The following is a 20,193-nucleotide window of genomic DNA, read 5'->3' as shown; positions in this document are numbered from 1 at the left end:
CGGCCGGACCGCTTCTGCGTGCGGCTCATGGCTCAACTCTCCCCATCACCGGCCCGGTTCGGGCCGCATCTGCGGGAAGCCCTTGACGCGACGGTCCTCCCGCGCGGATTCTGTTGCGCACAGCGCAGGAACATGCGCCATGCGAAACATCATGTTACCGAAGCGTCGGTATCCCGGAAGGGCTCCGACCGCCCGGTGTTGACGGCACGTCACGTCCTCACGTCACCGCTTCCGCAGCACCGTCCCCGCTCCACCGCTTCCCCGGTTCGGCTTCCGCAGCCCGGTTTCCGCAGATCAGTTTGCTCGGCTCGGCGTATCTGCTCGGCTGTTCCAGCTCAGTTGCTCCAGTTCGGCTTCTCCGGCTCAGCTCCGTCTCTCCGCTTCCGTGCTCCGTTGAGGGGGGCCCGTGATTCCCGTCTGCCGCCTCGATGATCTCCCCGAGGGCGAGTCCGTCCGCATCGCGACCACACCGCCGGTCGCCGTGTTCCGCACCGACGACGGCGAGTTGTACGCCATCGACGACACCTGCACCCACCAGGACGCCTCCCTCTCCGAGGGCTGGCTTGAGGGCTGCCTGGTCGAATGCCCGCTGCACGCCGCCTCCTTCGATCTGCGCACGGGCGAGCCGACCTGCCTCCCCGCACGGCGGCCCGTGCGCACCCACCGCGTCACCGTCGAGGACGGCGTCGTCCACGTCCACCTCACCGCGTGGGAGGGCACCGCCGCATGAGGACCGTGACCGTCGTCGGCGCCTCCCTCGCCGGGCTGTACGCCGCCCGGGAACTGCGCGCCCAGGGCTTCGACGGCCGACTGGTGATCGTCGGCGACGAACCCCACCGCCCCTACGACCGCCCGCCCCTGTCCAAGGACTTCCTCACCGGCCGTGCCGACGAGTCCCGTCTCGCCCTCACCGACGCCGAGGACCGCACCGCGCTCGACGCCGAGTGGCTGCTCGGCCTCCGGGCCACCGGACTCGACCCCCGCACCCGTACCGTCCGCCTCCACACCGGACGCACCCTCACCACCGACGGCGTCGTCATCGCCACCGGGGCCCGCGCACGCCGCCTGCCCGGGCCCACGCCCGCGGGCTGCCACACCCTGCGCACCCTGGACGACGCCCGCGCCCTGCGCACCGCTCTCACCGGAGGCCCGCGCCGGGTCGTCGTCATCGGCGGAGGCTTCATCGGCGCCGAGACCGCCTCCTCCTGCGCCGTACTCGGCCACGAGGTCACGGTCGTGGAGGCGGCCCCGCTCCCGCTACTGCCCCAGCTCGGCCCGGAGATGGCCGCCGTCTGCGCGGCACTGCACCGCCGGGCCGGGGTCCGGCTGCTCACCGGCACGGGTGTCGCCGCTCCGCGCGGCCCCCGCACGGTCACCGCCGTGGACCTCGCCGACGGTCGCACGCTCCCCGCCGACCTCGTCGTCACCGGCATCGGCGCGACCCCGAACACCGACTGGCTCGCGGGCTCCGGCCTGCCCCTGCGAGACGGCGTGCTCTGCGACGCGGGCGGTGCGACCCCGCTGCCCCAGGTGGTCGCCGTCGGTGACGTGGCCCGCGTCGACGGGGTCCGCTCCGAGCACTGGGCCGCCGCGACACTCCAGCCCCGTACGGCCGTCGCCAGTCTGCTCGCCGGGCACACCCGCGAGACCGGCCGTCCGGTGCCGTATTTCTGGTCCGAGCAGTACGGCTCCCGGCTGCAGTTCGCGGGCAGCCGCCGCGACGGCGACACCGTCCGCGTCACGGAGGGCACCCTCGCCGACGGCGCGCCCGGCCCGGACGGCTTCCTGGCCCGCTACGAACGCGACGGCCGCACCGTCGCCGTCCTCGCGGTGGACCGGCCGAAGCCGTTCACCCGCGTCCGCCGGGAACTCGGCCGGGAGGAGAAGCGGGAGGAGAAGGAGGCCGAACCGGCCGCGATCTGAAAGCCGTCACGAGTGGGACAGCCGCCCGGCGCCGCCGGATATCCGCTCCTGGTCGCGCCGCGCGGACCGCTCGCGCCGCCGCGCCGCCCGCCGCTCCCGGCGCAGCGAGCGCGCCGTGCTGCTGGGCTCGGAGACCACGCCGTACCGCTGGTTCCAGACCTGGCGCGTCACCCAGACGTCGACCACCGACCAGGTCGCCACCACCGTGCTCGCCACACTGCTGATCATCATGGGGAAGGCCAGCCAGGACCCTGCCATCGTGCACAGGAACGCCACCATCGCCTGGATCAGTGTCACCGAGATCAGCAGCACCGCCCGCACCGCCGACGTACGCACCGGGTCGGGCAGCCGGCGCCGCCGGGCGGGCTCCTCCACCCACAGCGGCCGGTACGCGGCCCGCGCGCCCTCGCCGTACGCCCCCGGACGCTCCCGCGCCGGGTACTCCCGCGTGTGTTCGCGGGTCTGTCCGCGCGTCCCGCCGACCTGACCGGGCACGTTTCTGCCCCGCCCGGGCGCCGGGCGCACCGCCACGCTCTTCTCGGGCGCCTCGCGCCGCTCCGCCGTGCCCATCACCGTGTCACTCCCCACCGCCGGCACACCGCTCGCCCCGGAACCCGAAAGCTCCGACTCCCCAGTGGCTGCCCGGCTTGCGCTGATTTACGCCGCCGGGACGCGGGACGCGGCTCCTGTGGCCGATTCCGTCCCCGTGTCCCCGTCGACTCCCCAAGCCTTCCCCGTGCGTTCCCCATGGACAAGGACGCGTGGGACACCGTGAAGATTCCCGGTCCGGGAAAAATTTCGGCCAACCGCCGTCCGTGCGATTTCGGCCCCGGCACCCCATGGCCGCGCCCCGCTGCGGCGGCAATCTCCCGCAATGCCCCGACAACTCGCCATCTTCCTTTGTTCACAAGGGAGTTCACGCGTCAGACACGTCTTCGAGTTACGCGTGGGGCGGTAGTAGGCTCGCGCCGTTCCGAGTCGGGACATCCACACTCCCGCGCCCGGCGCGGGCCGAGTTGGGGGAGGCCATGCGCTTTCGCGGGAAATCGATCCGCCGGAAGATCGTGGCGCTCCTCCTCGTGCCCCTGGTGTCCCTGACCGCCGTCTGGGGCTTCGCCACAGTGCTGACCGGACGCGAGGTCACGCGGATGCTGCGCGTCTCCCGCACGGTCGACGCCGTCGGCCACCCCACCGAGGACACCGTCAGCCTTCTGCAGAGCGAACGCCGCCAGAGCCTGATCTACCTCGCCGACCCGCGCGCCGCCGACGCCCTCACCGCGCTCCACCGCGCCCGCACCGACACCGACAAGGCCGTCGCCCGGCTGCACGCGAACGCCCGCGACCGCGACACCCGCGCGGCCGTACGCGGCGAGGACGGCGAACGCCTCACCGCCGTCCTGGACGCCCTCGGCGGCCTCGAGTCCCTGCGCCGCGGCGTCGAGGAACGCACCGTCACCCGCGCCGAGGCCCTCGACCTCTACGACCGCCTCGTCGACCCCTGCTACGCCCTGATCGTCGCCGTCGACGGCATCGACGACGTGGAGATGGACAAGCAGGCGGCCGCCCTCGTCAACACCACCCGCGCCCGCGAACTCCTCTCCCGCGAAGACGCCCTGCTCGCCTCCTCGCTGGTCGTCGGCCGCTTCACCCGCGCCGAGACCCGGCAGATCTCCGACCTCGTGGCCCAGCGCGACCTGCTCTACGACATCAGCCTGCCGCTGCTGCCCGCCGCCGAACGCGAGCGCTACGAGCACTTCTGGGGCAACGCCGCCACCGCCCCGCTGCGCGTGGCCGAACGCAACATCGTCGCCACCGACTCCGGCACCCCGCGCGGAGTCACCGCCACCAACTGGAACGCCACCGCGAGCGGCGTCCTCTACGAACTCGGCAAGCTGGACCAGCAGGCGGGCGACCGCCTCCGCGACCGGATACAGCCCGTCGCCATCGGCGTCATCGCCCAGGCCGCCGTGGTCGGCGTCCTCGGCCTCGTCGCCCTCCTCGTCTCCCTCGTCCTCTCCGTACGCGTCGGCCGCCGCCTCATCCGCGACCTGCGGCAGCTGAGCCGCGAGGCGCACGAGGCGTCCGGCACCCGGCTGCCCAACCTGATGCGGCGCCTCACCACCGGCGAACAGGTCGACGTGGAGAGCGAGGTGCCCCGGCGCGAGTACGACAAGACCGAGATCGGCGAGGTCGGCCAGGCCCTCAACACCCTCCAGCGCGCCGCCGTCGAGGCCGCCGTCAAGCAGGCCGAGCTGCGCGCCGGTGTCTCCGAGGTCTTCGTCAACCTCGCCCGCCGCAGCCAGGTACTGCTCCACAAGCAGCTCACCCTCCTCGACACCATGGAGCGCCGCACCGAGGACACCACCGAACTCGCGGACCTCTTCCGCCTGGACCACCTCACCACCCGGATGCGCCGGCACGCCGAGGGCCTGGTGATCCTCTCCGGCGCCGTGCCCTCCCGGCAGTGGCGCCGCCCCATCCGCCTGATGGACGTCGTACGCGCCGCCATCGCGGAGGTGGAGGACTACGAGCGCATCGAGGTACGACGGCTGCCCAGCCTCGCCGTCACCGGGCCCGCCGTCTCCGACCTCACCCATCTCGTGGCCGAACTCCTCGAGAACGCCACGGTGTTCTCCCCGCCGCACACCGCCGTCCAGGTCGTCGGCGAACGCGTCGGCAGCGGCTTCACGCTGGAGATCCACGACCGGGGCCTCGGCATGACCGCCGACACGCTCCTCGACGCCAACCTCCGGCTCGCCGAGACTCCCGAGTTCGAACTCTCCGACACCGACCGGCTCGGCCTCTTCGTGGTCAGCCGCCTCGCCCGCCGCCAGAAGGTCCGCGTCTCCCTCCAGCCGTCCCCCTACGGCGGCACCACGGCCGTCGTCTTCATCCCCGACGCCCTTCTCAGCGAGGACGACCCGGGCACCAACGGCCTCGGCATCCGCCTGGACCCGGTCCGCCTGACGAAGACCCCGGCGGCCCCGCTCTCGGCACCCCCCACTCCCGAGCCGTCCGACCCCGACGACTTCCCCGGCGCCATCGGAGACACCGAGACGGAACGCGGCGCCATCTTCCGCCCCCGCGGCTACGTCCCCACCCCGGACCCGGACCTGGACCCCGAACCCGCCCTGCCCTCACACACCCCGCCCCCGCTCCCGACCCGCCACCGCAAGCCCCGGGACACCGAGGAGGACGTGCCCACGGGGCCGGCGGACACCGCCGACGCGTCCGGCTCCGCGAGCCCGTCCGGCCCTTCGCGCCGCACGGACCGGGACGATACGGCGGGGAGTGCCGGTCGCCCGGGCCGCGAGGATCCGGTGGACGCGGTGGGATCCGCGGGTCTCGCGGACCTGCTCGATTCGCTCCGCTCCGCCGACCTCTCGGGCCGTACGGGTCTGACGGACCGGGACGGCTCGACTGGTCCCTCGGGCCGTACGGGTCTGACGGACCGGGACGGCTCGACCGGCCCCTCGGGCCGCGCGGGCCTGACCGGCCAGGCGGGCCCCGCCGACCCCTCCGGCTCCACCCACGTCTCCGGCGACACCGAGCCTTTCGGCTCCGGCCGCTTCCATGGCCCGGCGGGCCTGTCCGGCCCCGTCGCCCCGACCGGCTTCACCGACCCGATGGGTGTGCTCGGCCCCGACGACGCGACGTACTCCGCCGACTCCACCCCCTTCATGGGCCGGACGGATTTCACCGACGCCTGGGACATGCCCGGCCCCGACGGCCCGGCCCACCCCACCGGCCCGACGGGCTTCACCGACCCGATGGGCGTCCTCGGCCCCACACCCGCCACCGGCTCGGCCTGGTCGCGGGACACCGTCGGGCGCGGCGACCCGGCCGACATCGACGGCCCGACCATTCCGCCGGGCCAGGCCGACACCCCCGTGCCACCCCGGCCGGTGACCCCCTGGACCTCTCCGTCCGAGGACCAGGACCTCCCCCGGCGCCCCCGCACCGCGACGGGCACCCACGAGGACACCCCGAGCCCCGGCCCCACACCCGCCGGGGGATCGATCACCCCCCTCCCCAGGCGGGTCCGCCAGGCCAACCTGGCACCGCAGTTGAAGCAGGACTCCCGCCGGAAGCCGACCGCGCGACCGGCGGAACCCACCCCGCGGGACGCCGACGAGGTCCGCACCCGCATGGCCGCGCTGCAGCGCGGCTGGGAGCGCGGCCGCGAGGAGAACGCGGCGGGCGACGACGCCCGCCACGGCACAGCACCAGGAACGACCAAGGGAGACGGTCGATGACCGCACCGAAGACGATCGGCCACTCGGAGACCGTGAAGAAGGAGCTGAACTGGCTCCTGGACGAACTCGTCGACCGCGTCGCCAGCATCCGCAAGGCCGTCGTGCTCTCCGGCGACGGCCTCGCCACCGGCGTGTCCAAGGACCTCACCCGGGAGGACGGCGAGCACCTGGCCGCCGTGGCCTCCGGCTTCCACAGCCTCGCCAAGGGAGTCGGCCGCCACTTCGACGCGGGCAGCGTCCGCCAGACCGTGGTCGAACTGGACGACGCCTTCCTGTTCGTCACCGCCGCGGGCGACGGCAGCTGCCTCGCCGTCCTGGCCGACTCCGACTCCGACGTCGGCCAGGTCGCCTACGAGATGACGCTGCTCGTCAAGCGGGTCGGCGTCCACCTGAGCAGCGCCCCGCGCGCGGGCGGGTAGTCGCAGCGCATGAGCCGTAAGGGCCAGGGGAGCCGTCACTGGTTCGACGACGAGGCCGGTCCCGTCGTCCGTCCGTACGCCATGACGCGCGGCCGCACCACGAGCGGCACCGAGGAGTTCCTCGACCTGATCGCGGTCGTCGTGACAGAGCTCGACGCGGCCGACCCGGAGACGGACCCGGAACTGGCCCCCGAGCACGTGGAGATCGTCGGACTCTGCCGCGACACCCCGCAGTCGGTCGCCGAACTCGCCGCCGGGCTCGACCTGCCCGTCGGCGTGGTCCGCGTGTTCATCGGCGACCTTGTGCACGCGCGATTCGTCCATGTGACGCGTCCGGTACCCCCGGCGGAACTGCCGGACGAAGGTATCCTGCGCGACGTGATCGACGGCCTCCGGGCCCTGTGACCGGCGCGACAGCGGGGTGGTGACATGGCAGGAACGGGCTGGCAGTTCTGGATCGACCGGGGCGGCACCTTCACCGACATCGTGGCGCGCCGCCCCGACGGCACCCTGGTCACCCGCAAACTGCTCTCGGACAACCCGGCGCGGTACGCCGACGCGGCCGTCGCCGGGGTCCGCGAGCTGCTCGGCGACTCCATGGAGCCCGTCGACTCCGTGCGCATGGGCACCACCGTGGCCACCAACGCCCTGCTGGAACGCAAGGGGGAACGCACCCTCCTGGTGATCACGCGCGGCTTCGGCGACGCCCTGCGCATCGCCTACCAGGACCGCCCCCGCATCTTCGCCCGCCGCATCGAACTGCCCGAGCAGCTCTACGCGCGCGTACTGGAGGTGGACGAGCGGATCGCCGCCGACGGCACGGTGCTGCGCGCACCCGACCTGGACGCGCTCGAACGGGAGCTGCGCCGCGCCCACGACGACGGCATCCGCGCCGTCGCCGTCGTCTGCCTCCACAGCCATCTGCACCCCGGCCACGAGCAGGCCGTCGGTGAACTCGCCGCGCGCATCGGCTTCCCGCAGATCTCGCTGTCCAGCGAGGTCAGCCCGCTCATGAAGCTCGTCCCGCGCGGCGACACCGCCGTGGTCGACGCCTACCTCTCGCCCGTGCTGCACCGCTACGTCCGCCATGTCGCGGACGAACTGCGCGACGTACGGCTGATGTTCATGCAGTCCAACGGCGGCCTCACCGAGGCGCACCGGTTCCGCGGCAAGGACGCGATCCTGTCCGGCCCGGCCGGCGGCATCGTCGGCATGGCGCGGATGTCGCGCCTCGCCGGGTTCGACCGTGTCATCGGCTTCGACATGGGCGGCACCTCCACCGACGTCTCGCACTACGCGGGGGAGTACGAACGGGTCCTCACCACCCGGATCGCGGGCGTCCGGCTGCGCGCCCCCATGCTCGACATCCACACCGTGGCGGCGGGCGGCGGCTCGGTGCTGCACTTCGACGGCTCCCGCTACCGCGTCGGCCCCGACTCGGCCGGCGCCGAACCCGGCCCCGCCTCCTACCGCGCGGGCGGCCCCCTCACCGTCACCGACGCCAACGTCATGCTCGGCCGCGTCCAGCCCGCCCACTTCCCGGCGGTCTTCGGCCCCGACGGCGACCAGCCCCTGGACGCGGACCTGGTCCGCGACCGCTTCACCGGACTCGCCGCCGAGATCCGCGAGCGCACCGGCGACGACCGCACCCCGGAGGACGTGGCCGAGGGCTATCTGCGGATCGCCGTCGCGAACATCGCCAACGCCGTGAAGCGGATCTCCGTCCAGCAGGGCCACGACGTCACCCGCTACGCGCTGACCACCTTCGGCGGCGCGGGCGGGCAGCACGCCTGCCGGGTCGCGGACGCCCTCGGCATCCGCACCGTCCTCGTGCCGCCCATGGCGGGCCTCCTCTCCGCGCTCGGCATCGGTCTGGCCGACACCACGGCCATGCGCGAACAGTCCGTCGAGACACCCCTGACGGACGAGGCGATGCCCGAAGTGCTCCGGACGGCAGACGAGTTGGAGCAAGCCGCCCGCGCCGAACTGCGCGCCGAGCACGTCCCGGACGACCGCGTCGAGACCATCCGCCGCGCCCAGTTGCGCTACGACGGCACCGACACCGCCCTGACCGTCGAGCTGACCGACCCCGACACGATGCGGCACGCCTTCGAGGAACGTCATCGCGCCACGTACTCCTTCACCCTGGACCGCCCCGTCGTCGTCGAATCCCTCTCCGTCGAAGCCACCGGCCTCACCCCGCCCCCCGATCTCTCCGCCCTCGCTCCCTACGAGGGCCACCCCGCCGCACCCGCCACCGCCCGCCTCCACACCGGCGGAACCTGGCGCGACGTACCCCTGCACCGCCGCGAGGCCCTTCCTCCCGGCGAGACCGTCACCGGCCCAGCGGTCATCACCGAGGCCGGGTCCACCACCGTGGTCGACGACGGCTGGCGGGCCGCGGCGAACGACGACGGACATCTGGTCATGGAACGGACGGCCGTCACACAGAGTTCCCGACCGGACACAGAAGTTGATCCCGTGTTGCTGGAGGTCTTCAACAACCTCTTCATGTCGATCGCGGAACAGATGGGCGCCCGGCTCGAATCCACGGCCCAGTCGGTCAACATCAAGGAACGCCTGGACTTCTCCTGCGCCCTGTTCGACCCGGACGGAAACCTGGTGGCCAACGCCCCTCACATCCCCGTCCACCTGGGCTCCATGGGCACCGCCGTCAAGGAGGTCGTCCGCCGCCGGGGCCCCGCCATGCGCCCGGGCGACACCTACGCCGTCAACGACCCGTACCACGGCGGCACCCACCTCCCCGACGTCACCGTGATCACCCCGGTCTTCGGCACGGACGGCGCGACCGCCACGCGGGGTGAGCCCACCGTCCTCTTCTACGTCGCCTCACGCGGCCACCACGCCGAGATCGGCGGCATCGCCCCCGGCTCCATGCCCGCCCACAGCCGCACCATCGACGAGGAGGGCGTCCTCTTCGACAACTGGCCCCTCACCGCGAACGGCCGCCTGCGCGAGGAGGAGACCCGCCGCCTGCTCACCGAGGCGCCGTACCCCAGCCGCAACGTCCGCACCAACCTCGCCGACCTGCGCGCCCAGATCGCCGCCAACCAGAAGGGCGTCGACGAAGTCCGCCGGATGATCGAGGAGTTCGGCCTCGACGTCGTCCAGGCGTACATGCGGCACGTCCAGGACAACGCCGAGGAAGCGGTCCGCCGCGTCATCGACGCCCTGGACGACGGCGAGTACGCCTACGAGACCGACTCGGGCGCCGTCATCCGCGTACGTGTGCGCGTGGACCGCGCCGAGCGCCGCGCCACCATCGACTTCACCGGCACCTCACCCCAGCTCGGCACCAACTTCAACGCCCCCACCTCGGTCGTGCACGCCGCCGTCCTCTACGTCTTCCGCACCCTGGTCGCGGACGACATCCCGCTCAACGACGGCTGTCTGCGCCCCCTGGACATCGTCGTACCGCCCGGCTCGATGCTCGCGCCCGAGCCGCCCGCCGCCGTCGTCGCCGGGAACGTCGAGACCTCCCAGGCCATCACCGGCGCCCTCTACGCCGCGCTCGGCGTCCAGGCCGAGGGCTCGGGCACCATGAACAACGTCACCTTCGGCAACGAACGCCACCAGTACTACGAGACGATCGCCTCGGGCTCCGGCGCCGGACCCGGCTACCCGGGCGCCGACGCCGTACAGACCCACATGACCAACTCGCGGCTCACCGACCCCGAGATCCTGGAGTGGCGCCTCCCGGTCCGCCTGGAGGAGTTCGCCGTACGGCGGGGGAGCGGCGGCGCGGGCCGGGAGCGCGGCGGTGACGGCGTGGTGCGCCGTGTCCGCTTCCTGGAGCCCATGACCGTCTCCACGCTCTCCCAGCACCGCCGCGTCCCGCCCTACGGCATGGCGGGCGGCGCCCCCGGCGCGCTCGGCGCCAACCGGGTGGAGCACACCGACGGCACCGTGACCGACCTGGGCGGCAGCGGCTCGGCCGAGGTCGGACCCGGCGACGTCCTCGTCATCGAAACCCCCGGTGGCGGCGGCTACGGCCCGCCGTCCCCCGACCACCACCGAGCAGGAGAAGAGACCGATGGTCTTCAGACGACCTGAACGCGCCAAGCCCCCGGTCGAGCCCGTCACGCTCAAGATCCTGGTGGCGGGCGGCTTCGGCGTCGGCAAGACCACCCTGGTCGGCGCGGTCAGCGAGATACGCCCGCTGCGCACCGAGGAGCTCCTCACCGAGGCGGGGCGTCCCGTGGACGACCTCAGCGGGATCGAGGGCAAGCACACCACCACGGTCGCCATGGACTTCGGCCGCATCACCCTGCGGGCCGATCTGGTGCTCTACCTGTTTGGCACGCCGGGCCAGGAGCGGTTCTGGTTCATGTGGGACGAGCTGTCCGAGGGCGCGCTCGGCGCGGTCGTCCTCGCCGACACCCGCCGCCTGGAGGACTGCTTCGCCGCCGTCGACTACTTCGAGCGGCGCGCGATCCCCTTCGTCGTCGCCGTCAACTGCTTCGAGGGCGCCGACCGTTACCCGGCGGAGACGGTCCGCCAGGCCCTCGACCTCGACCCCCATGTGCCGCTGCTGCTGTGCGACGCCCGCGACCGGGAGTCGGTCAAGGATGTCCTCATCGGGGTCGTACGGCACGCCATGGACCGGGCCGCCGAACGCCGCCGCACCGTCACCGGCTGACCGCGCTCAGGCGCCCACCATGAACCCCCGACGACAGAGGACGCGCCACCCCTGATCGGATACAGTCCGCGCGTGTCCGAATCCCAGCACTCACCTGTCAACTCCGCGCCGGGCTCGCACTGTTCGAGCTGCGGAGCCCCCTACGGGGAGAGCATCACCGGCTGGCCGCGCACCTGCCCGGCCTGCGGCACCGTCGCCTACCGCAACCCGCTGCCCGTGGCCGTCGCGCTCCAGCCCGTCTACGACACCCAGGGCACCGCCCTGGTCGTCATCACCCGCACCGTCGGCCCCCGGCGCGGCGGCATCGCCCTGCCCGGCGGCTACGTCGACGACCGCGAGGACTGGAAGCACGCCCTCGTCCGCGAGCTCAGGGAGGAGACCGGCATCGAGGCGGAGGCCCGCGACGTGCGGCTCATGGACGCCATGAGCGCACCCGACGGCCACCTCCTCCTCTTCGGTCTCCTGCCGGAACGCCCCACCGAAGAACTCCCCGCCTCCGCCGCGACCGACGAGACCGAGGGCTGGCACCTGCTGCGCACCCCCGACGAACTCGCCTTCCCGCTGCACACCCTCGCCGCACGGGCCTGGTTCGAGGGCCGCTACATCTGACCCGCGAGGCTCATCGCAGGTCTTGTCACCGGCTCACCCCAGGCCCCGTATCCGCACCGGGCAGGACGGTTCCGCCGAGCCGTCCTCCCCCTCCAGCGTGACGACCACCTCCGCACCCCGACGGCGCACCGCGTACCGCTCGATCGCGGGCTCCTCCCACCCGTCACCCGCGTCCCGCACCACGAGACCGCCACCCGTACGCCCCTCGGCGGGCGCCCACACCTCCAGCTCCGTCCCCCCGTCCGCGCCCCGCACCGGCAGCACCGCGCCCGCGCGCGCGAGCACGGGTATCCGGGACAGCGGCGCGTCCACCAGGACCTGCGCCGGGCCCTCGTACACCCGCTCCGTCGCCGTGTCGTACCACCGCCCGCGCGGCAGCCGCACCGCCCGCCGGTCCGCCCCCGGAGCCAGCACCGGCGCCACCAGAAGCGCGTCGCCGAGCAGGAACGCGTCCCCACAGTCCCGCAGCGCCCGGTCCTCCGGCGACCCCCACCACACCGGCCGCGCGTACGGCGCCCCGGTCCGCCGCGCCAACCGCGCCAGCGTCACGAAGTACGGCCGCAGCCGCCGCCGCTCCACCAGCGCCCCGCGCACATGCTCCAGCACCGCCGGACCGAACTCCCACGGCTCCCCGGCCCCACCGCGCCCACGCGCGCGCGTACGGAACAGCGGCAGATACGCGCCCAGTTGCAGCGACCGCAGATACAGCTCCGGCGACATGCCCCCGTCGCCCCCGTCCACGTCGACCCCCGCGAACGGCACCCCGCACAGCCCGAGCCCCAGCACCTCCGACAACGACGCCCGCAGCCCCGGCCAGTCCGCGACCGCGCCCCCCGCCGACACACCGCCATAGCGCTGCACCCCCGCCCACCCGGCCCCGGACATCACGAAGGGCCGCTCCCCGGGCGCCAGTTCACGCAGCCCCTCGTACGCGGCACGCGCCATGGAGAGGCCGTACACGTTGTGCGCCTCCCGGTGATCACCCCCGCGCCCCTCCAGCGCGTGCCGTGCCGAACGCGGCAACGTCGGCTCACCGAAGGCGCTCAGCACCGTCGGCGCGTCCATGGTGTGCCAGACACCCGCGAACCCCTGCTCGCGCCGCTCCCGGTGCAGACCGCCCCACCACGCGCGTACGCGCGCGTGCGTGAAGTCCGGGAAGACCGACTCCCCGCACCACACCTCACCCCGCACCGGCCGCCCCGAGCCGTCCCGCACGAACGCGTCCATCACGCGCCCCGCCTCGAACACCGCCCCACCCGGCACCGCCCGCACCGCCGGACCGCTCTCCGCCACCACCCGCACCCCGTCCCGGCCCAGCTCCTCCGCCACCACCGCGAGCTTCGGAAACCGCTCCTCGTCCACGCCGAACACCTCGCGGCCCTCGTACTGCCCAACCCCCAGCTGCACCGCGTCCAGCGGCAGTTCCCGTTCCCGGTACCCCGCGACGAGCCGCCGCAGCTCCTCCTCACCGCTCAAGCGGCCCGGCACATGATGGTGCCCCAGCGCCCACGCGGGCGGCAGCGCGGCCGCACCCGTCAGCGACGCCCACGTGCCCAGCACGCGCGCGGGAGTGCCCACCACGACCCAGCAGCGCAGCGGACCCCCGTCCATCCGCACCTCGCAGCGCCCCGCCCGGTCGTGCCCCGACCCGGCGCCCTCCGCGCCCTCCCGCAGGATCACCGTGCCGTCCCACGTCGTGTCGTGGAACACCAGATGCGCCCCCGCGTCCGCCACCACCAGCTGCACCGGCATGGCCGTACGCGGCTCGCCCCCCTGCCCGGGACCGGAGTTCCACAGCCGGTGCGCGCCGTCCCCGAGCCGCGGCCCCGCCGCCCGGCCGCCGAGTCCGAAGAACCGCGCGTCCGCCGCCACCTCCGACCGCAGCGTCCACCGCGCCACGCCCCCGTCCACCGGCTCCCACCAGCGCGGCGGCAGCTCCCGCCGCAGCACCACCCCGCCCGGCGTGCACACCTCCACCGCCCCGTGCCGGGAGACCACCACCGTCGCCCGCTCGGCCACCACCCGCCAGCCGCCGTCCTTGTCCGGCTCGAGCACCACCCGGGGATCGGCCTCGGGACAGCCCCCGGCCAGCGCGTACGACGGCTCGGGCCCGGCGCCGTCCCAGCCGCAGAAGACCGCCCCGCCCGCCGTCACCACGATCCGCAGCTCCGAGCGCTCGAACCGCAGCACCCCACCGCCCGGCTCCGGCACCGCCTCCCGCACCTGCCCCGGCACCCGTGCCCGCTCCGCCCCGCGCGGCGGCAGCCCCACGGCGTCGGCACGCCGCCTGCGCCAGGCGGCCCGCCACGTCCGCACCGTCCGGGCCGCCCGCCCAGAACCGACCTCACTCATCGAACGCACCAGGTCACGACCGTCCATGCTGCTCACCCTGTCACCGAGCGCCCCGCCCACGCGGGCCGTTCAACTGCCGTTCACCCAGGCCCGGGCCACATATAACCGGCCCCGACTGTGTGGGGAGTGCCCTGGTGCTGAAGTCGATCACATGGCATCGTCCCTGTCAGCCGTCCCGCACACACCTCGGCGCGGACGCAGGAGACGCAACGACGCGTACAGCCCGGGAGCCGCCCCATGTCCACCGCGAACCCCCAGCCGCTCTGGCAGCCCGATCCCGAACGGATCGAACGGGCCCGCATCACCCGGTTCCAGACCTGGGCCGCCGACCACCACGGAGCCCCCGCCGACGGCGGCTACCCCGCCCTGCACCAGTGGTCCGTCACCGAACCGGAATCCTTCTGGCAGGCCGTCACCGAATGGTTCGACGTCCGCTTCGGCACGCCCTACGCGCGCGTGCTCGGCGACCGCTCCATGCCCGGCGCCCAGTGGTTCCCCGGCGCCACCCTCAACTACGCCGAACACGCCCTGCGCGCCGCCGCCGACCGCCCGGACGACGCGGCCCTGCTCTGCGTGGACGAGACCCATGAACCGAGCCCCGTCACCTGGTCCGAGCTGCGCCGCCAGGTCGGCTCCCTCGCGGCTCACCTCCGCGACCTCGGCGTACGCCCCGGCGACCGCGTCAGCGGCTACCTCCCCAACATCCCCGAGGCCGTCGTCGCCCTGCTCGCCACCGCCGCCGTCGGCGCCGTATGGACCTCCTGCGCCCCCGACTTCGGCGCCCGCAGCGTCCTCGACCGCTTCCAGCAGGTCGAACCCGTCGTCCTGTTCACCGTCGACGGCTACCGCTACGGCGGCAAGGAGCACGACCGCCGCGACACCGTCGCCGAACTCCGTCGCGAACTGCCCACCCTGCGCGCGGTCGTCCACATCCCGCTCCTCGGCACCGACACCCCCGAGGGCGCCCTCGACTGGTCGGCACTGACCGCCACCGACACCGAGCCCGTCTTCGAACAGGTCCCCTTCGACCACCCCCTGTGGGTGCTCTACTCCTCCGGCACCACCGGCCTGCCCAAGGCCATCGTCCAGTCCCAGGGCGGCATCCTCGTCGAGCACCTCAAGCAGCTCGGCCTGCACTGCGACCTCGGCCCCGAGGACCGTTTCTTCTGGTACACCTCGACCGGCTGGATGATGTGGAACTTCCTCGTCTCCGGCCTGCTCACGGGCACCACGATCGTCCTGTACGACGGCAGCCCCGGCTACCCCGACACCGGCGCCCAGTGGCGCGTCGCCGAACGCACCGGCACCACCCTCTACGGCACCTCGGCGGCGTACGTCATGGCGTGCCGCAAGGCCGGCGTGCACCCGGCGCGCGACTTCGACCTCTCCACGGTCCAGTGCGTCGCCACCACCGGCTCGCCGCTGCCCCCCGACGGCTTCCGCTGGCTGCACGACGAGGTCCGCGACGACCTCTGGATCGCCTCCGTCAGCGGCGGCACCGACGTCTGCTCCTGCTTCGCCGGAGCCGTCCCCACCCTGCCCGTGTACACCGGCGAACTCCAGGCGCCCAGCCTCGGCACCGACCTCCAGTCCTGGGACGCGAGCGGCAAGCCCCTGGTGGACGAGGTCGGCGAACTGGTCGTCACCAACCCCATGCCCTCCATGCCGATCCGCTTCTGGAACGACCCCGACGGCAGCCGCTACCGCGAGAGCTACTTCGAGACCTACCCCGGCGTCTGGCGCCACGGCGACTGGATCACCCTCACCTCACGCGGCTCGGTGATCATCCACGGCCGCTCGGACTCCACCCTCAACCGCCAGGGCGTCCGCATGGGCTCCGCCGACATCTACGAGGTGGTCGAGCGCCTCCCCGAGATCAAGGAATCCCTGGTCATCGGCGTCGAACAGCCCGACGGTGGCTACTGGATGCCCCTCTTCGTCCACCTCGCCCCCGACACCGTCCTGGACGACTCCCTCCGCGACCGGATCAAGAAGGCCATCCGCGAACAGCTCTCGCCCCGCCACGTCCCCGACGAGATCATCGAAGTCCCCGGCGTCCCCCACACCCTCACCGGCAAGCGCATCGAGGTCCCCGTCAAACGCCTCCTCCAGGGCACCCCGCTGGAGAAGGCGGTCAACCCCGGCTCCATCGACGACCTCACCCTCCTCCACTTCTACGAGGAACTGGCCCGCAAGCGCCCCTGACCTGCGTGGATCCGCTGGTCGGCCCCCATTGTCAGTGCCCCCGGCTACGGTGAGTGAGCATTGATCCACCGAGCATCACGGGGGCACCACATGACACACACCGACCAGCGGACCCAGCGCCGCGCCCTGCACCGCGAGATCGCCGGCACCGTCGGCCTGCTCACCGACGCCCACGACTTCCACACCATGCGGCGCCACGCCACCTTCCCCTTCGACGACCACCCGTCCTACCTCCGGAACCTGGAAGCCGTCCTCAAGTCCCGCACCGCACAAGGCAGCCACACCACACTCGCCCTCTTCGACCCCGAGGAGTACGCCGAGTACTGCACGGCCAACGGCCTCGATCCCGGAGCCCCGGCCAGCCGGGGCCGCTTCACCGCCGAACTCGCGGCCCTCGGCCCCACCCTCGCCTACGAGGGCCAGCCCCTCACCACCCTCCTGCCCGCCCTCGTCGACGCGGCGGTCCGCCAGGCCACCTGGGAGTACGCCACCACCCTGCTCACCCGGCTGGGACCCTGCCCCACCTGCGGCGAGGACATCGGCCGCGCCGCCTTCATCCGTGCCGCCGCACTCCTCGCCCGCGTCCTCGAAGCCGCGCCACCCGGTGACCAGCACCTCGTGTGCAGCGTCTCCGGCCCACCCGAAACCCTGATCGCCGTACTCCACGCCGACCAGCAGGACACCGGCCCCGCCGAACCCGACCAGGCCGAGGCCATCGAATTCACCAGCGTCCTCGCCCTCGGCCTCGCCACCCGCAGCCCCGGCGGCCTCGTCATGCGCACCACCGCCCCCGACCGCCCCGACCGCGTCCACGGTTGGCGCATCCGCGCGGGCGCACTCGAACCCCTCACCGCGGCCGAGGTCTTCGACGCCTACTGCACCGACGCCGAATCCGGCGACCTCGTCGCCCCAGAATCCGGCGTCGACTACTGCGCGGCCCCCGATCTGGGAGAGGAGAACCCCGACCACCGGCACTGATCAACGTGTTCGGGAAACACCGAGGGGCGCCCCACCCGAAGGCGGGACGCCCCTGCGCCGGAGAACCGGTCCGTACTACTCGCCGGACAGCACGGCCTGCGCCGCGGCACGCGCCTCGTCGGCACTGTCCGTCGCCCGCGCGGCGGCCGCGGCACGCTCGCACTGCTCCAGCGTGTACTGCGCCAGCGTCGCCCGCACATAAGGAATGGACGCCGCACCCATCGAGAGAGAGGTGACACCCAGACCCGTCAGCACACACGCCAGCAGCGGATCGGACGCGGCCTCACCGCACACACCGCAGCTCTTGCCCTCGGCCTTCGCCGCCTCCGCGGACAGCGCGACCAGGTCGAGCAGCGCGGGCTGCCACGGGTCCTGGAGCCGCGACACCGCGCCCACCTGCCGGTCGGCGGCGAACGTGTACTGCGCCAGGTCGTTCGTGCCCAGCGACAGGAACTCGACCTCCGCGAGGATCGAGCGCGCCCGCAGCGCGGCCGAGGGGATCTCCACCATCGCGCCGTACTTCGCGTTCAGCCCCGCCTCACGGCAGGCGTCCGCGAACGCCTTGGCGTCCGCCCGGTCCGCCACCATCGGCGCCATGACCTCGAGCCGCACCGGCAGCCCCTCGGCGGCCTTCGCCAGCGCGGTCAGCTGCGTGCGCAGGATCTCGGGGTGGTCGAGGAGCGTGCGCAGACCACGCACGCCGAGCGCCGGGTTGGGCTCGTCGGCGGGGGTGAGGAAGTCCAACGGCTTGTCCGCACCCGCGTCCAGTACGCGCACGACGACACGGCCCTCGGGGAACGCCTCAAGCACCTGGCGGTACGCCTCGACCTGCTTCTTCTCGGTCGGTGCGTTCTTGCTGTCGTCCAGGAACAGGAACTCGGTGCGGAACAGACCCACACCCTCGGCCCCGGCCTCCACGGCCGCGGGCACGTCCGCCGGACCGCCGACGTTCGCGAGCAGCGGCACCTTGTGCCCGTCGGCCGTGGCACCCGGGCCACTGACGGAGGACAGCGCGGCCACGCGCGCGGCCGCGGCGGCCTTCAGCCGCGTCTTCGTCTCCTCACCCGGGTTCACGAACACGTCACCCGTGCTGCCGTCCACCGCGACCAGCGCGCCCTCGGCCAGGTCGCCCGCGCCCGGCAGCGCCACCACGGCAGGCACACCGAGCGCCCGGGCCAGGATCGCGCTGTGGCTGGTCGGCCCGCCCTCCTCGGTCACGAAACCGAGCACCAGCGCGGGGTCGAGCAGCGCCGTGTCCGCCGGAGCCAGATCCCGGGCCACCAGTACATAGGGCTCGTCGCTGTCCGGCACACCCGGCATCGGCACACCGAGCAGCCGCGCCACGATCCGGTTGCGCACGTCGTCGAGGTCGGCCACCCGCCCGGCCAGATACTCCCCGGCGGCGGCCAGCAGCTCGCGGTACGCGGCGAACGCGTCGTACACCGCGCGCTCGGCCGTGCTGCCCCCGTTGATCCGCCGGTCCACGTCCGCCATCAGCTCGGGGTCCTGTGCCATGAGGGACTGAGCCTCAAGCACGGCCTGGGCCTCGCCCCCGGCCAGATTGCCGCGTGCCACCAGGTCGGCCGCCACCGCGTCCACGGCCTGGCGCGCGCGAGCCTGCTCGCGCTCCGCCTCCTCGGCCGCGATCTGCTTGGCCGGCGGCTCCAGCACCGCCGTACCCATGTGCCTGACCTCGCCGATCGCCACACCGTGGCTGACACCGACGCCCCGCAGCGTTGTCTCCATCTCACCGTCTCCGCTTAGTACGGCGGCCCCCGCCGCCGAGTTGGTTTACGTGTACGCCGTCAGACGGCAGATGTGGTCAGGACCAGGAGAAGAGGCTGTCGCCCGCCTGCACCTGGCCGCTCTCGACCACCTCGGAGAGGGACTCGGCCGTCGCCTCCAGCGCCACGACCGGGCAGATGGGGGACTTGCCGGCGGCCTCCACGGAGGCGGGGTTCCAGCGCACGACGCTCTGGCCGCGCTTCACCCTGTCCCCCTTGTTCACGAGCAGCTCGAAGCCCTCGCCGTTCAGCTGGACGGTGTCGATACCGAGGTGGACGAGCACGCCGTGCCCCTCGTCGTCCACCACGACGAACGCGTGCGGGTGAAGGGAGACGATGACGCCGTCAACGGGCGAGACGGCCTCGGAGGGCTCCCGCACGGGGTCGATGGCGGTGCCCGGGCCGACCATGGCCCCGGCGAAGACCGGATCGGGCACGTCGGCCAGTCCGATGGCGCGTCCGGCGAGCGGGGACGTCACGGTGGTCATGGGTGGCCTCCCATAGGAGTGGGGGTGCATACGCGCCGTCACCGCCTGTCCCGGACAGCGCACTGAGCAGCAGCGTATGCCAGTTGTAGTCGCAGTTCTGCGGAGAAGCTACCAGGTAGTGGTCTAGACCACCAACAGTGGGGGTTTGCGCTGCCGCCGAGACTTGTGTATTGTCGTCGTCCTGCCCAAGAGGGGGCGGCACGAAAGTGCGCCTCCGGTGGCAGCACCCAAACTCTTCAGATCCTATCCCTGGATCGCCTTTCGCATGTCTGCGAAAACGATGGTTCAGAGGGCCGGGAAAGCCCTGGTAGAGTTTGGATCGCCGGAAAGGGAAACGCGAAAGCGAGAACCTGGAAAGCACCGAGGAAATCGGAACGGAAACGGTCTGATAGAGTCGGAAACACCGAAGGGAAGCCCGGAGGAAAGCCCGAGAGGGTGAGTACAAAGGAAGCGACCGTTCCTTGAGAACTCAACAGCGTGCCAAAAATCAACGCCAGATTTAGTTGATACCCCGTCTCC

The 20,193-nt window shown here is 72.9% G+C and carries 15 protein-coding genes; 10 read left to right on the top strand and 5 right to left on the bottom strand.

What is annotated here, in order from left to right; genetic code table 11:
• Positions 1-406 precede the first annotated feature (406 nt).
• Complete coding sequence (locus GTW40_RS07710) at positions 407-730, top strand: bifunctional 3-phenylpropionate/cinnamic acid dioxygenase ferredoxin subunit (RefSeq protein WP_018548931.1); 324 nt, start codon at positions 407-409, stop codon at positions 728-730.
• Positions 727-1,923: an FAD-dependent oxidoreductase gene (locus GTW40_RS07705; protein ID WP_202485547.1), complete on the top strand. Its 1,197-nt coding sequence runs from the start codon at positions 727-729 to the stop codon at positions 1,921-1,923. Before GTW40_RS07710 ends, GTW40_RS07705 begins: the two co-directional genes overlap by 4 nt.
• 6 nt (positions 1,924-1,929) lie before the next feature.
• Here the strand turns inward: GTW40_RS07705 and GTW40_RS07700 are convergent, their stop codons facing one another.
• Entirely contained in the window at positions 1,930-2,493 is a 564-nt protein-coding gene (locus GTW40_RS07700; protein WP_161179405.1) for a hypothetical protein, read from the bottom strand.
• Between the two features lie 458 nt (positions 2,494-2,951).
• Between GTW40_RS07700 and GTW40_RS07695 the strand changes: the two genes are divergently transcribed.
• The 6 genes from GTW40_RS07695 to GTW40_RS07670 all read left to right on the top strand — a co-directional run bounded on the left by GTW40_RS07695 (position 2,952) and on the right by GTW40_RS07670 (position 11,867).
• Complete coding sequence (locus tag GTW40_RS07695; RefSeq protein WP_161179404.1) at positions 2,952-6,179, top strand: nitrate- and nitrite sensing domain-containing protein; 3,228 nt, start codon at positions 2,952-2,954, stop codon at positions 6,177-6,179.
• Positions 6,176-6,598 carry a roadblock/LC7 domain-containing protein gene (locus GTW40_RS07690; protein ID WP_161179403.1) on the top strand — a complete coding sequence of 141 codons (423 nt, stop codon included), beginning with the start codon at positions 6,176-6,178 and terminating at the stop codon, positions 6,596-6,598. Before GTW40_RS07695 ends, GTW40_RS07690 begins: the two co-directional genes overlap by 4 nt.
• A gap of 9 nt (positions 6,599-6,607) precedes the next feature.
• The gene (locus GTW40_RS07685; protein ID WP_161179402.1) at positions 6,608-7,003 is read left to right on the top strand and encodes a DUF742 domain-containing protein; all 396 of its coding nucleotides are present in this window, start codon (positions 6,608-6,610) and stop codon (positions 7,001-7,003) included.
• A 24-nt stretch (positions 7,004-7,027) separates the two neighbouring features.
• Complete coding sequence (locus tag GTW40_RS07680) at positions 7,028-10,672, top strand: hydantoinase B/oxoprolinase family protein (RefSeq protein ID WP_161179401.1); 3,645 nt, start codon at positions 7,028-7,030, stop codon at positions 10,670-10,672.
• On the top strand, positions 10,653-11,258 hold the full coding sequence (locus tag GTW40_RS07675; protein ID WP_161179400.1) for an ATP/GTP-binding protein: 606 nt from the start codon (positions 10,653-10,655) through the stop codon (positions 11,256-11,258). Before GTW40_RS07680 ends, GTW40_RS07675 begins: the two co-directional genes overlap by 20 nt.
• 72 nt (positions 11,259-11,330) lie before the next feature.
• Complete coding sequence (locus GTW40_RS07670; protein WP_161179399.1) at positions 11,331-11,867, top strand: NUDIX domain-containing protein; 537 nt, start codon at positions 11,331-11,333, stop codon at positions 11,865-11,867.
• A 33-nt stretch (positions 11,868-11,900) separates the two neighbouring features.
• On the opposite strand, the gene GTW40_RS07665 is transcribed toward GTW40_RS07670, so the two are convergent.
• Positions 11,901-14,246 carry a TIM-barrel domain-containing protein gene (locus tag GTW40_RS07665; RefSeq protein ID WP_161179398.1) on the bottom strand — a complete coding sequence of 782 codons (2,346 nt, stop codon included), beginning with the start codon at positions 14,244-14,246 and terminating at the stop codon, positions 11,901-11,903.
• A gap of 210 nt (positions 14,247-14,456) precedes the next feature.
• On the opposite strand from GTW40_RS07665, the gene GTW40_RS07660 reads away from it, so the two are divergent.
• Entirely contained in the window at positions 14,457-16,424 is a 1,968-nt protein-coding gene (locus GTW40_RS07660) for an acetoacetate--CoA ligase (RefSeq protein WP_161179397.1), read from the top strand.
• Between the two features lie 90 nt (positions 16,425-16,514).
• Positions 16,515-17,402, top strand: a complete 888-nt coding sequence (locus GTW40_RS07655; RefSeq protein WP_161179396.1) for a hypothetical protein — start codon at positions 16,515-16,517, stop codon at positions 17,400-17,402.
• 75 nt (positions 17,403-17,477) lie between these two features.
• On the opposite strand, the gene ptsP is transcribed toward GTW40_RS07655, so the two are convergent.
• From ptsP to GTW40_RS33025, 3 genes are all read right to left on the bottom strand, one after another.
• Positions 17,478-19,148 (bottom strand): phosphoenolpyruvate--protein phosphotransferase, encoded by a 1,671-nt coding sequence (gene ptsP / locus GTW40_RS07650; RefSeq protein ID WP_161179395.1) that lies wholly within the window; start codon positions 19,146-19,148, stop codon positions 17,478-17,480.
• Between the two features lie 76 nt (positions 19,149-19,224).
• Positions 19,225-19,674, bottom strand: coding sequence for a PTS glucose transporter subunit IIA (locus GTW40_RS07645; protein ID WP_161179394.1), 450 nt, complete (start codon positions 19,672-19,674; stop codon positions 19,225-19,227).
• Between the two features lie 236 nt (positions 19,675-19,910).
• Positions 19,911-20,193, bottom strand: a 283-nt coding sequence (locus tag GTW40_RS33025) for a hypothetical protein (RefSeq protein WP_237525392.1), incomplete at its 5' end; no start/stop codon positions are given.

Origin of the sequence: Streptomyces sp. SID4985, assembly GCF_009863025.1 — a bacterium.
Taxonomy (GTDB): Bacteria; Actinomycetota; Actinomycetes; order Streptomycetales; family Streptomycetaceae; genus Streptomyces.
The sequence above is the reverse complement of the archived record's forward strand: the minus strand, read 5'-3'. Positions and strand labels throughout refer to the sequence as shown.